This is a genomic window from Mesorhizobium sp. M1050 (assembly GCF_040318715.1).
Lineage (GTDB): Bacteria > Pseudomonadota > Alphaproteobacteria > Rhizobiales > Rhizobiaceae > Mesorhizobium.
In genome coordinates, this window is the sequence record NZ_JAMYMV010000037.1 from 1 (window position 1) to 12,734 (window position 12,734).

10 protein-coding genes and 2 pseudogenes are annotated in these 12,734 nt (G+C 63.4%); 3 read left to right on the forward strand and 9 right to left on the reverse strand.

Annotated elements, in window-relative coordinates:
* Positions 1–241 (reverse strand): transposase family protein (locus NKH57_RS19870; RefSeq protein ID WP_352946438.1); only part of this gene is annotated, 241 nt, incomplete at its 3' end.
* Between the two features lie 134 nt (positions 242–375).
* Between NKH57_RS19870 and NKH57_RS19875 the strand changes: the two genes are divergently transcribed.
* Positions 376–1,512, forward strand: a complete 1,137-nt coding sequence (locus NKH57_RS19875; RefSeq protein WP_352946441.1) for a vWA domain-containing protein — start codon at positions 376–378, stop codon at positions 1,510–1,512.
* The gene (locus tag NKH57_RS19880; RefSeq protein ID WP_352946444.1) at positions 1,512–2,399 is read left to right on the forward strand and encodes an amidohydrolase family protein; all 888 of its coding nucleotides are present in this window, start codon (positions 1,512–1,514) and stop codon (positions 2,397–2,399) included. Before NKH57_RS19875 ends, NKH57_RS19880 begins: the two co-directional genes overlap by 1 nt.
* Before the next feature lie 47 nt (positions 2,400–2,446).
* On the opposite strand, the gene NKH57_RS19885 is transcribed toward NKH57_RS19880, so the two are convergent.
* The 6 genes and pseudogenes from NKH57_RS19885 to NKH57_RS19910 all read right to left on the reverse strand — a co-directional run bounded on the left by NKH57_RS19885 (position 2,447) and on the right by NKH57_RS19910 (position 10,011).
* Positions 2,447–2,854 carry a carboxymuconolactone decarboxylase family protein gene (locus NKH57_RS19885; protein WP_352946447.1) on the reverse strand — a complete coding sequence of 136 codons (408 nt, stop codon included), beginning with the start codon at positions 2,852–2,854 and terminating at the stop codon, positions 2,447–2,449.
* 337 nt (positions 2,855–3,191) lie between these two features.
* Positions 3,192–4,688 carry a sugar ABC transporter ATP-binding protein gene (locus NKH57_RS19890; RefSeq protein WP_352946450.1) on the reverse strand — a complete coding sequence of 499 codons (1,497 nt, stop codon included), beginning with the start codon at positions 4,686–4,688 and terminating at the stop codon, positions 3,192–3,194.
* Positions 4,688–5,741, reverse strand: a pseudogene (locus NKH57_RS19895) (hypothetical protein). The gene NKH57_RS19890 and the pseudogene NKH57_RS19895 overlap by 1 nt, the downstream one beginning before the upstream one ends.
* Positions 5,738–7,861: an ABC transporter permease gene (locus NKH57_RS19900; RefSeq protein ID WP_352946453.1), complete on the reverse strand. Its 2,124-nt coding sequence runs from the start codon at positions 7,859–7,861 to the stop codon at positions 5,738–5,740. Before NKH57_RS19900 ends, NKH57_RS19895 begins: the two are co-directional and overlap by 4 nt.
* Positions 7,862–7,938: 77 nt before the next feature.
* Positions 7,939–8,964, reverse strand: a complete 1,026-nt coding sequence (locus NKH57_RS19905) for a sugar ABC transporter substrate-binding protein (protein WP_352946456.1) — start codon at positions 8,962–8,964, stop codon at positions 7,939–7,941.
* 61 nt (positions 8,965–9,025) lie between these two features.
* Positions 9,026–10,011: pseudogene (locus NKH57_RS19910) on the reverse strand (ABC transporter permease).
* Between NKH57_RS19910 and NKH57_RS19915 the strand changes: the two are divergent.
* On the forward strand, positions 10,010–10,264 hold the full coding sequence (locus NKH57_RS19915; RefSeq protein WP_352946459.1) for a hypothetical protein: 255 nt from the start codon (positions 10,010–10,012) through the stop codon (positions 10,262–10,264). The pseudogene NKH57_RS19910 and the gene NKH57_RS19915 overlap by 2 nt on opposite strands.
* 16 nt (positions 10,265–10,280) lie before the next feature.
* Here NKH57_RS19915 and NKH57_RS19920 read toward each other — a convergent pair whose 3' ends face one another.
* A complete protein-coding gene (locus NKH57_RS19920; RefSeq protein WP_352946462.1) occupies positions 10,281–11,714 on the reverse strand; it encodes a DHA2 family efflux MFS transporter permease subunit in 1,434 nt (477 codons plus the stop codon).
* Between the two features lie 184 nt (positions 11,715–11,898).
* Positions 11,899–12,699, reverse strand: coding sequence for a 3-methyl-2-oxobutanoate hydroxymethyltransferase (locus NKH57_RS19925; protein ID WP_352831638.1), 801 nt, complete (start codon positions 12,697–12,699; stop codon positions 11,899–11,901).
* Positions 12,700–12,734 lie beyond the last annotated feature (35 nt).

The following is a 12,734-nucleotide window of genomic DNA, read 5'->3' on the forward strand; positions in this document are numbered from 1 at the left end:
CGACAGGATCGAGGGCCGCCAGCACCCGGCTGAAGGTGTCGTGGCTGGGCGCGCCACGCTCGAGCGGGATGAACTGCCGCAACAGATCGAGACGGTTCCTGGCAAACAGCTCCATCTCCGTGCAGTGCGTCGCCCCGCAAAGCACCGCCGCAAGTGCTACGAACAAAATCTCCGGCAACGAGTGCTGCGCGGTCAAGTCCCGTGGGTCCGGCACCTCGCCGAATACATCCAGAAACACCATCACGGCCTCCGATCATTCAGAGGTCCTCTCAGAATCGATTTCCGCACACCACACAAGAGTCCGTTTGTACTCATGTGCGATTCCCCTGCCCTTGAGGGGGAGATGTCCGGCAGGACAGAGGGGGGCGCCACGCAATGATGCGGGAGAAAAGCTTACCCCGCGCGGCCACCCCCTTGCTCGGCTTTGCCCGCCTCCTGCGCCGCTACGGCTTTGCCGTCGCGCCCGAACAAGTCTCCGGCTTCATGCAAGCGGTGACATTGCTCGGACCGCGCTCGATGGCCGACATACGCGAGGCGGCGCTCGCGACGCTGGCGCCGCCGCCCGACCGCCGCGACGAATTCGAGGCGCATTTCCAGAGCCATTTCTATGGCAACACATCGGCGATGGTCGAAGGCGACGCCGACGAGGAAACCCGCATCAAGGATGATGGCGGCGCCGACGAACAACAGAACGAAGCCGACCGGCAACAAGAGGGCGGCGAGCTGTCCTCGGCCCTGGAGCAACTGAGCAGCCGCGATTTCCAGCGCGACAATGACGGCCTTGCCGCTTTCCGCCGCAAGCTCGCTTCCGCCTTGCCCGCCCGCCGCTCGTTCCGTACCGTGCGCACCCACTCGCGCGGCAAGCTCGATCTTCGCAGGTCGCTGCGGGAAATCGTCAGCGCCGATGGCGACGTCCCCTCGCCGCTGCTGCGACGCCGCCAGACCGTGCCGCGCAAGCTGCTGATCCTCATCGACGTGTCCGGCTCGATGAAGCTGCATACAGCGGACTATCTCAAACTCGCGCATGCCGCGGTGCAGGGCGCCGAACGCGCCGAAATCTTCACCTTCGGCACGCGGCTGACCCGCATCACCGGGGCATTGCGCATCCGCGACCGCGACCAGGCTTTGGCCCGCGCGGCCGCCCAGGTTGACGACTGGGACGGCGGCACCCGCATGGGACCAACGCTGCTCGCCTTCCTCTCGGTGCCGCGCTTTTCCGCTTTTGCACGCGGCGCCGCGATCATCATCCTGTCCGACGCGCTGGAGCGCGGCGACCATGGCGAGCTGGAGACGGCCATGCATCGGCTGAGTGCCCGCGCCTTCCGGCTTTCGCTGGCCACGCCTTTGGCCGGAGACCCGCGCTTCCGGCCGGCAACGGCGGCATTGCGCGCCATCCTGCCGGTGATCGACGATCTCGTCGACGGCTCGTCGCTTGCCGGCCTCACCGATTTCATCCTGTCGCTCGCCCGCCCTGCCCCGGCTGCGGCGACAATCTGGAAGAGGGTTTCGTGATGCAGAAGGCAATCGACGCACATTTTCACATCTGGCGCCAAAGGGATCAGCCCTGGCTGGTCGGCCCGATGGTGCCGCGCATCTTCGGCCCTTACGAGCCGATCCGCCGCGACTATCCGATCGAGGAGTTTCTGGCCGACCAGAAGGGATCCGGCGTCGAAAAGGCCGTCTATGTCCAGACCAACTGGGCCAGGGAGGATTTCGAGAAGGAAGTCGCCTTCCTGCAGAAGACCGCTGACGAGACCGGCTGGCCGCATGCCATCGTCGGCTACACCGACATGACTGTCGACGACGTCAGGCCCCAGATCGATCGCTTGAAAAAATATCCGCTGCTGCGCGGCGTGCGCATGCAATTGCACTGGCACGAAACGCTGGCCTTCCGCTTTGCCGCTTCGGCGGACCAGGTCATCGACCGTAAGGTGCGGGCGAATGTTGCGCGGCTGAAGGATTATGGCTTGTCCTTCGACCTTCAGCTCTTCCCTGCCCAGATGAAGGACGGGCTGACGCTGGTCGGCGAAAACCCGGAGACGAATTTCATCCTCACTCATGCCGGTATGCTGACCGGCATGGAACCGGAAACCACCGAGGCCTGGAAGACCGGACTGCGCATGCTGTCGGCAGCGCCCAATCTCTACGCCAAGCTCTCCGGCCTCGGCACCTTCGTCCACCGCAACGACCCGGCGCTGATCGCCTATATCGTCGACAACGCGATCGAGATCCTGGGCGCTGACCGTCTGATGTTCGGCTCGAACTTCCCGATTGAAAAGCTATGGACCAGCTACGCCGAACTGATCAAGGCGCACCGCAATGCGATGGCCAAGCATGGCGCGGCGGCGGAGGCGGATATTTTCTGGAACACGGCGGAGAAGGTTTACCGGCCGGTGTGAGAGCGCGCTTCCCGCCCCCACAAGTGAGAAGATAAGGTAAGCCGCGCCTACCTTACCTCGAACTGCGGATCGACCGGGATCTGCATCGCGGTCACCAGATGGTTGGTCTGGCCGGCGAGCCCGATGATCGACACCAGTTCGCCATGCTGGACATCGGTCATACCCTTGGCTCGCGCTGCCGCCGTGTGCGAGTGAACGCAGTACGAGCAGCCATTGGCGGTCGACACCGCGATGTAGATCATTTCCTTGGTCAGCGGATCGATGGCGCTGTCGGCGACCATCACCACCTTCAGCTGTTCCCAGATCCGCTTCAACGCCGCGGGATCATTGGCCAGCCCACGCCAAAAATTGTTGACGAAGTCCGATTTGCGCGTCGCGCGGATGTCGTCGAACACGGCCTTCACCGCCGGGATTTTCTCCACCTCGGCATCGCTGAGAAGTCTTGTGGTGGCCATGGCGTGATCCTTTCGTTTCGATCGATGAACGTTAAATCAAGTTCCGAGCAAAGGCGGCTAACCAGCTTCTCTGACTCAGTTTTTTGGCGCGAAATAGCCTAAACTTCGTCATCCTAGGGCGAAGCAGGCGCGAAGCGCCGTCGCGGAGACCCTGGGATCCATTCCGTGACCTCTGCCGAAGAGTGCAGCGGAACAGAATTCTGCACCGCGGCAACGCTACGGAGTCCCGGCATGGATCCTCGGGTCTGCGCCGCGTCGCTACGCTCCTTGCTTCGCCCGTGGATGACGAAGGGATGGATTTTTTGGCCAAATATCGACGTACGCACCGCCCGGAACCCTAGTGAACAGCCGCGTACATGATCTTCTCCTCCGTGACCTCCGCCGGCGAAAACTCCTCGACGATGCGGCCTTGCCGGCAGACCAGGATGCGGTCGGACAGGTTCATGATCTCCGGCAGATAGGACGAGATGACGACGACGGCGAGGCCCTCGTCGGCCAGACGGTTAATGATCTGGTGGATCTCGGCGATCGCGCCGACATCGACGCCGCGCGTCGGCTCGTCGAAGATGACGATGCGCGGCTTCTGCACCAGGCCCTTGCCGATCACCACCTTCTGCTGGTTGCCGCCGGACAGCTCGACGACGCGGGCATTGTCGTTGATCGCCTTGATGTTCAGCGTCTTCGTCCATTCCGCCGAGAGCACGCGCATCTCTTGCGCGTTGATCACCCACGCCTTTTCGCGGCCCGCCGCCAGCAGCCCGCCGAACAGGTTCTCGGCAATGCCCATCGTCTCGAAGATGCCTTCGCTCTTGCGGTCCTCGGTGACATAGACGATGCCGTCGGCCACCGCTTCGCTCGGCACGAGATAGCGCACTGGCCTGTCGTCCAGTTCGATGGCGCCGCCGCGAAGGAAATCGCGCTTGTAGATGCCGGAGACGATCTTGAAGGTCTCGGTGCGGCCGGAGCCGATCAGCCCGAACACACCGGTGATCTGGCCCTCGAAGATCGAGAAGGAATTGTTGCGCACGACATTGCTCATCGAGATGTCTTGCACCGACAGCACCTTCTTGCCAGCCTTGCGCAGCTTGGACTGGTCGCGCTGGCGGTAGATCTGCCCCGACAGCGTGCGCCCGACCATGGCGGCGACGATCCTGTCGCGGTCGAAGGCCGATGTGTCGTCGGTGATCACCAGTTCGCCATCGCGCAGTATGGTGATGCGGTCGGCAATCAGCAGCGCCTCTTCCAGAGCGTGGCTGATGAAGACGATCGACACGCCGCTCGCTTTCAGTCTGCGGATCAGCGCGAAGAAGTGTCGCTTCTCTTCCGGCGTCAGCGTCGCCGTCGGCTCGTCGAAGATGATGATCTCGGCATTGTGGTGCACCGCCCGTGCGATCTCGACCATCTGCCGCTTGGCCGCACCCAGCGTTGCCACCATGGCGTTCGGGTCGACTGGAAAATTCAGCGATTGCAGGAACTGCTGCGCGGAGATGTAGGTGCCGCGCAGCCGGTTCAGGAACTTTTCGGTGCCGAGGTAGAGGTTCTGCGCCACCGTCATCGATGGTACCAGGCTGGTTTCCTGGAACACCATGGCGATGCCGGCTTCAAGCGCGGCATGCGGCGAGGCATAGGCGATCTCCTGGCTATGGTGGAACATCTTGCCCGAAGTCGCGTCGACCACACCGGCGATGATCTTGGTCAGCGTCGATTTTCCCGCGCCGTTCTCGCCGAGCAGCGCGTGGATCTCGCCCTTGCGCAGCTCAAAGCTGACATTCTTCACCGCGGGCACGCCGCGATAAGTCTTGGTGACATTCTCCAGCCGAACGATCGGTTCCATCAGAAGCCTCCCGAAGCAATGTCGACCGCCAGTACGCAGTCACCGCCCCTGGAGGCGATGAACAGCCGGCCATCTTTTTCCGCCACGCTGCAGATGCCATGGCGCGTGCCGTTGGCGCGGCTGTGCAGGCTGAATTGCGGCTGCATCTTCGCGTCGAGCCTCACCACCAACCCGTAGGAGCGGCTCGGCGACCATGGCTTGTGGATGCCCATGGTGCGGATGCCGCCGCATTGCAGCGGTTCGAGGAAGCTGCGGCTGGAGGCCAGCGCCGGCGCGATCCAGTAGGCCGGCGGCACCTGGTCGAGCATGTCCTGCCGGTAGTGCGTCTCCTGCAGCACGAATTCGATCAGCCGGTTGCGCGGCGCAAACAGGGCCAGCCAGGCTCCGCCATCGGCGGATGGCGACAGCCGGGAGGGATAGCCTGGCAGATGAGTCAACCACCGTCGAACGATTGCCCGTAGCGCCATCGAAGCGGACAAGCTGATGGCGCCAGCTTTCACTGACCAGAACATCCCTGCCGATGGGATACAGCCCATAGGGAAAGGCGATGTCGCCAGCGACCTTGCGGAAGCCGCCTGCCGCGTCCCGCTTCCAAAGCGAACCGGACGCTCCCTTCCTCATCAGGTCGGCGGCCCATTGCGAGGGCGCATGCTCGGCCGAGCCAATGGCCAGCCACAGCGTGCCGTCATCCGCATAGGCAAGTGCGGTGATGCAGCTGAGATCAGCCGGCAATGAAACCTCCTTGCCGGATATCAGCAGCTTGCCACTTTCCAGCCCCAGGGTCAGTTCGCCGGATGGCGAGAGCGCCAGCGCCGTGACGGCAGACGGGAAGGTTTCGATCACCTTGGGCTCGGTTCGGGCAGCAAGCGAATAGACAGCGTTGCCGCTGGAGGCCAGCAGCCTCTCACCAGAAACCAGCAGATTGTCCGGCTCCGTCAGTTCGGCAAAAGCCAGCGCATCGTCCAGCCGCGTATTGGGCCGAAAAGCACCGTCAAGCGGCGGAATGGTCACCGCCTTGCCGCGAAACAGGTCGAGCACCGGATCAAGGATCATGGCCTTGCCCCCCAATAAGAAGCGGGGCTGGTCCAGTTCGGGTCGGCGCCAGCGATCTTGTAGCGGCCGACGCGGTTGTTGAGGATGCCGCCGACGAACAGATATCCCTTGTGCTCGCGCATCGAGGTGACCATCGGGTGCGCGCCGCCTGAGAGGTCGCCCATCGCCTCGACGATGCCGCCCTTCTCATTGAATTTCACCACGCCGCCGGTGTTGATGTTGGGGAACAGCCACTCATCCTGCGGCAAGCGGCGCGTCATGCGCTTGCGCATATCGGGGTGGCGCAGCGACAGGTCGAAGCTCGGTGTGCGCATGCCGAGCCACGCCATCCAGTAATTGCCGTCGGAGGCGCGGTTGATGTTGTCGGGATAACCCGGCATGTCGCGGATGACGCATTCGGCTGTGCCGGCCTTCGGCCCTTCCAGCCAGTAGCGATGCACCCGGCAGGCCCAGCTTTCGGCGAAGAACAGCGACTTGCCATCATGCGCCATGCACACACCATTGGTGTAGCGGTAGCCGTCGAGCAGCGTCCCGGTCGATCCGTCCTTCGGGTCGTAGACCAGCAGACGCCCGGTGGCGCGGTTCTCGATCGAGTCCAGCGCCCAATCATGGGCATCGTAGCGCTTGGTCGAATCGGTGAAATAGATCCGCCCGTCCGGCGCGATGTCGCAGTCGTTGGGATCGCGCAACCGCGCATCGTCGACGATCGAAGTCCAGGAGCGCGACGTCTCGGCTGACAGGCGTTTGACCTCCCGATCGGGCGAGACCGAATAGAGCCCCATGGCGCCGACGCAGCTGATCAGATTGCCCGATTTGTCGAAAGCGAGGCCGAGCGGGAATCCGCCGATGTGAGCGAATACTTCCGATTTGACATAGTCCGGCGCGAAGAAGCGGACGATTTCGCCGTGGCGCGTACCGCAATAGAGGTTGTCGTCGCGGTCGAGGATGACGTCTTCCGGCCCTTCCAGCTCGCCAAGCCCGATATGGTCGGCGGCTGATAGCCGGTTGTCGAGTTCGTATGACGTGCCGGAGCCGGGCGCGGCCGACTGTGTTTCGCCCATCTTGAGATAGACCGGCGCGACATAGACTTCGTTCAGCACCTTGTGGCGGTTCTTCAGCCAGCGGATGTCGATGGTCACCGCCACCGCCAGCATGATGCCCAGCACCATCTGGTTGGTACCGGTGCCGTAGCCCAGCCGGATCAGCCCATTGGTCATGGTCAGCACGATGATCGCGCCCATCAGCCCCTTGATCACCGAGCCGCGCCCGCCGCCAAGGCTGACGCCGCCGACCACCGCCGCCGTCAGCGCCATGATCTCGAGATTGAGGCCGGTGCCCGGCCCCGCCCCGCTTAAGCGGCAAGCGATGAGGAAGCCGCCGATGGAGGCACAGAAGCCGGAGAAGACATAGGTCATGAACACCGTGCGGCGCACGCGAATGCCGGCATTGTGCGCCGAGCGCCTGGAGCCGCCGACCGCCAGCACGTGCCAGCCCGGCCGCGAACGCGTCAACGCGATATGGGTGACGATGGCGAGGATGATCGCCAGCCACACCGAAACCGACAGCCCCCAGAAGGTGCTGTCGCCGATGAAGTCGAGCACATCCGAAGTGGCGGTCGAGAGCTGCACATCGGCGGCATAGGTGGTGACCAGGATGTCGAACAGCGCCCGGCCGAAGATGAAGGTGACCAGCGTGGTGAGAAAGGCGCGCAGCCTGAGGTAGCCGACGAGATAGCCGTTGATGGCGCCGAAGACGAGTCCGGTGGCGACCGACGCGGCCATCGCCAGCCAGATCGACTGTTCGAGGATGAAGAAGACATAAACGGCGGAGAAGCAGGAAAGCGCGAAGATCGAGCCGACCGACAGGTCGATGCCGCCGCCCAGCATCACCACGGTCATGCCGGTGACCACCATCGAGAATTCACCGAGCTGGCGGGTCGATTCCTGCAGCGCCGTCAGCTTGAAGAAGCCGGGAATGATCGAGCCGAAGGTTGCCAGCGTCGCCACCAGCGCCAGGAACGGAATGGCGTTGTCGGTCCAGCGTTTGGTCAGGATCTCGCCGACGACATGGTCGGGCACGAGATTGTAGCGCCAGGACTGGAGGCGTTCGCGAAAGGACATAAGGTCACTGCAGCAAGAGAAGGAGGTGGCCGCGGGCAATCCGGTCACCCCGTTGATCGGTGTTGGAGAGTATCGGATTATTTCGCCGCCGCTTGCGCCTGCAGCGCCTTCAGGTCCCAGCAGCTGTCGGGCTTGAGGTCGGCCTTGGTCGTCGCCCTCTCCAGCGTGTAGATGTAGGTGTGCGAGGTGCCGGCCGGCTGGCCGCTCTGCAGCAGGAACTTGATGATGGCGTTCATGTCGCCCGACTGACGGGCAAGTTCGGTCATCACCACGGCGCCATAGGTGCCGTCCTGCAGCTTGTCGCAATCGGCCGCCTTCTCACCGCCGCCGGTGGTGACCAGGAACACCTTGCCGTCGAGCTCGGCGTCGCGGATCGCAGCGGACGCGCCGGTGGCGTCGCCATCCCAGAAGTCGATGATCGAGCAGATGTCCGGGTTCTGCTGCAGCATCGTCGTCGTCACGTTGCGGGAGGTCGTCGCGTCCCAGTTGGAGTCGGGCTTCGCCACCACCTTGAAGTCGGGATGCTTGTCCAGCACCTTCATGATGCCGGCATATTGATAGAGGCTCGACGAATTGGCTTGGTCACCCTGCACGAGGCCGATCTTCTTCGACGAGTTCTCGCCGCAGCCCTTGATCGCCGCTTCGGCCTCGAGCTGGCCAAGCCGATCCCAATCGCTTCCGACAAAGGCGTCGGCCGGAAAATTGGCGGGATTGTCGACCAGGATCACGTAAGTGCCGGCGGCCTGCGCCTTCTTCATCAGCTTGGAATAGGAGTTGAGGTCCGGTGCATGGATGATCAGCACGTCCGGCCTGGTGTCCGACGAGATGGCGTCGGTGATCGCCTGCGCGCCGGCATCGACCACCCAGTTTGGATCGCGCGTCTCGAACACGCCTCCCCAGGCCTCGACTTCGGTCTTCAGATAATGCGCCCAGCCCTGCGCCAGGTCGAAGCCCATCGCCAGCGGCACCAGCATGACACGCTTGCCCTTGAGCGCCTGCGCGTAAGCCGCTGGGCCGGGATCGTCGGCGGCCAAGGTTGGCGCCACGAAGGCGGTAACGGCGAGTGCCGTGGCAGCGGCCATCAATGTCCTGATGAATTTCATGTCAGATCCTCTCGTTTCGATTTTCATTGCCGGCCGACGGAATGAATCGGGCCGGGTACCCCTAAATGTCGCCCTGTTGGGCGGTCTGCTCGTCACGTGGATTGATGATGCCGTCGACGATGATCGCGCCGAGCAGGATCGCCGCCTTGATCAGGTTCTGGTAGAGCAGCGGAATGTCGATGATGGTCATGGCGTTGAGCAGGATGCCGATCAGCGCGGCGCCGACCAACACGTTGCGCACCCCGCCCCGCCCGCCGGACAGGCCGATGCCGCCGATCACCGCCACCAGCACGATGTCGTAGAGCAGCGTCGAATTGACGATGCGGGTGTTGATCGAGTGCAGGCTGGCCGCCGTCAGCAGGCGGCGATCAGGGCCACGAAGGCGGAAAGCACATAGCGCAGCATCAGCATCGGCCTCACCGGAATGCCGATGTTGCGGGCGGCAACGGGATTGTCGCCGGCAAAATAGATGTAACGGCCCCATTTGGTGTAGCGCAGGAACAGGAAGAACAGGAACGCGAGGCCGACGAAGATGAACACCTCGATCGGAATATCGAGAAAGCGCAGGCCGCCGAGCAGTTCGACCCAGTGGCCCTGCGGCACCGGCACGGCGTCCTGCGTGATCAGTTGCGAGCGCACATAGCCGAAGACGAAAGAGCCGGTCGCCAGCGTCACGAAGATCGCCGGTACATCGGCATAGGCAACGAGAAAACCGTTGAGCAGGCCGATGGCCAGCACACCGGCTAGGACATAGGCGAAGGCCAGCCCGTCCGGCGTGCCCGAATTCAGCAGTTGCAGATACCAGGCGACCGACATCGCCATGATCGCCACGGCGGAGAGGTCGATGCCGCGGCCGATGATGACGACAGCCATGCCAAGCGCCAATATGCCAAGCACCGACACGGAGCGGATGATGGCGACGAGGTTGTTGGGATCGACGAAGCCCGGCAGGCCAATCGCCGCGGCAACGAACAGCACCACCGCGATGGCAAAGACAATCCCCTCCTGATTCAGGCTCCTGAAATTCGGCCAGCCGATCGTGTTCATGTCTGCGTTTGCCCCGATGGCAGTGCTGCCATCCCTGGGAAGAAAGCTAATCGGCCCAGCGCCGGTTCGTCAAATGAATCCGCGTTCAGAACCTGGGCTGGCAGCGATATTCACCGAGTGGACGCATCGATTGCCGAAGCTGGCGCAATCCATGGAAAACCCTGCATTTTTGGCAATCGGTTCCGCCATCACGGCCACCGGTGAAAGAACCGCTTCAACACGAAAGCGCAAGGCGGAATTTATCTCCGCATGAGGTGGAAAATTCGATGTCAATTTCCCGGCGTATGGCCGGAGACCTCGGCGCCCGCACCCGCCGGCAGAGCGAGAAAACGCAACGCCGCCACCAGCCCAATGGCGCCGATCACCAGGAAGGCGATTCGAAAATCCACAAGGTCGAGCGCCGGCCTGTCCCTGGCGATCTGCGACAAGTTGAGGACCGCCGCCGCCACCGCGACGCCGAACAGCATCGCCACCTGCTGCAGCATCGAGGACAGCGTTGCTGCCGAGCTACGCTGCGCCGCATCGATATCGGCGAAGGCCAGCGTGTTGAGTGCGGTGAACTGCATCGAGCGCGACAGGCCGGCGATCAGCATCAACACTATGACCAGCGCCTGCGGCGTCTGCGGCGAGATCGCCGCGCAGGCTATGATCGCCGCCGAGGCGATCAGACCGTTGACGACCAGCACCGACCGGAAGCCGAAGCGGCGCAGCGTCGGCGTCGTCACCGTCTTCATGCCGAGGTTGCCGAGGAAATAGGCCAGGATCATCATGCCGGCGTCGACCGGGCTGAGGCCAAAGCCGACCTGGAACAGCAGCGGCAGCAGGAAGGGTGTGGCGTTGATCGCCACCCGGAAGATGGTGCCGGCGGCCAGTGTCGAGATGGCGAAGGTCAGCACCTTGAATGACGAGAGATCGAGCAGCGGATGCGGCGCGCGCCTGAGATGCCGCACCGCCAGCCAGCCGATGACGATGCCGGCGGCGATCAGCGCTGCGGTCGGCAGGACACCGTCCTCCGGATGCGCGATGCGCTCGAGGCCGTAGAGCAGCAAGGCCAGCCCGGCCGATGTCAGCACGAAGCCCGGCCAATCCAGCGGTTTGGGGTTTGCTTCGCGATCACCCGGAATGAAGCGGGCAACCAGAGCAAGCCCGATCACGCCGAGCGGGATGTTGATGAAGAAATTCCAGTGCCAGGACAGAGTGGTGGTGATGAAGCCGCCGAGCACCGGTCCGACCACCGGCGCAAACAGCGCCGGCCAGGTGATCAGCGCGGTGGCGTTGATCAGCTCGGACTTCGAAGCATTGCGCAGGACGAGTATGCGCCCGACTGGCGTCATCAGTGCGCTGCCCAGCCCTTGCACGACACGGGCGGCGACGAATTGGCTCAGGTCTTGAGAGAAGGCGCAGGCGAGCGAGGCCAATGTGAATAGGATAATCGCCAGCAGGAAGATGTTGCGCGCGCCGAACCGGTCGGCGAGCCAGCCCGACAGCGGCACGAACACCGCCATGATCAGCATATAGGCGGTGATGCCAATGCTCATCGCCACCGCCGACACGCCGAACGACGCGCCCATCTGCGGCAGCGAGGTCGAGATGATCGTCGAATCCAGCAGTTGCATGAAGAAGGCGATGGCGACGATCAGCGCCACGCGCCGCGCATTGGTGGCCGTCTCGGGTAAGGTCTCGGTCTCGGGAATGGCAGTCATGACGGAAGCGGTTTGAACAGCATTTGCTTAGCCGCGTCCAGGCACAGCGCAACAAACTTTCGTGTCGCGCCGCGCAAGGCGAGGCCAGACGGTGATCGAGCCGCGTGTCCATCTCGAGCCAATGCTCGGCAGCGACGCCGAGATGCTCTACGCGGCGCTCGCCAGCGGAAGTTGGCAGACGGACTTAGCTCCGGCCGACCTTGTCCAGGAACAGGCGTAGCTCGGCCGGGTCCATGTGCACGACATGCCTGTCTTCGGGATAGGCCAGGCTGTTGACGTCGGCGACATATTCCGAGAACGCGGCGATGCGCTCGGCCTGCAAGCGGTCATATTCGGCGGCGAAATTGCGATAGACCTTGGAGTGACGAGGCATGTGGCCACGGTTCTGTCCGAGAATATCGTCGGCGAACAGATATTGCGCATCGCAGCCGGTGCCCGCCCCCATCGACAGCATGATCAACGATGTTCGTTCCGAGATAGCCTTGGCCACCTCGACAGGCACGACCTCGATCTCGGCGCCGATGGCGCCGGCGGCCTCCAGCTGCTTTACCGCTTCGAGTATCTGGATGGCGGTGTCGGCCGTCTTGCCGACCGCCTTGAAGCCGCCGGTCCAGGTCGCGCGGGAAGGAATAAGGCCGACATGGCCGATCACCGGAATGGCATCGTCCGCCATCCGCTTGATCGTGGCGTAACCGGCGCTGCAATAGACCGCGTCGGCGCTGGCCTTGTAGAGCCGAAAGGCCCAGCGCACGAAATCGTCCGCCGTGCCGATCTCGTAGAAATTCTCGCCGGGCATGGTGAACAGGCTGGGCGCCGCATCGCGGTATTGCGGGTTGAGCACCAGTTCGGGCGGCACCGAGACGATATCGACCCCTGCCCGCTCGGCGGCCTCGGCCTCGTCCATCGTCAGCACGCGTAGCATGGTCAACTGGCGCTTGCCCTTCATGGCGCGCAGGTCGGCGACGGTCGGTCTTTTTCGGCTCATCGAAAGGGGTTCCCTCTGTTACTTGGTGCGGCAGG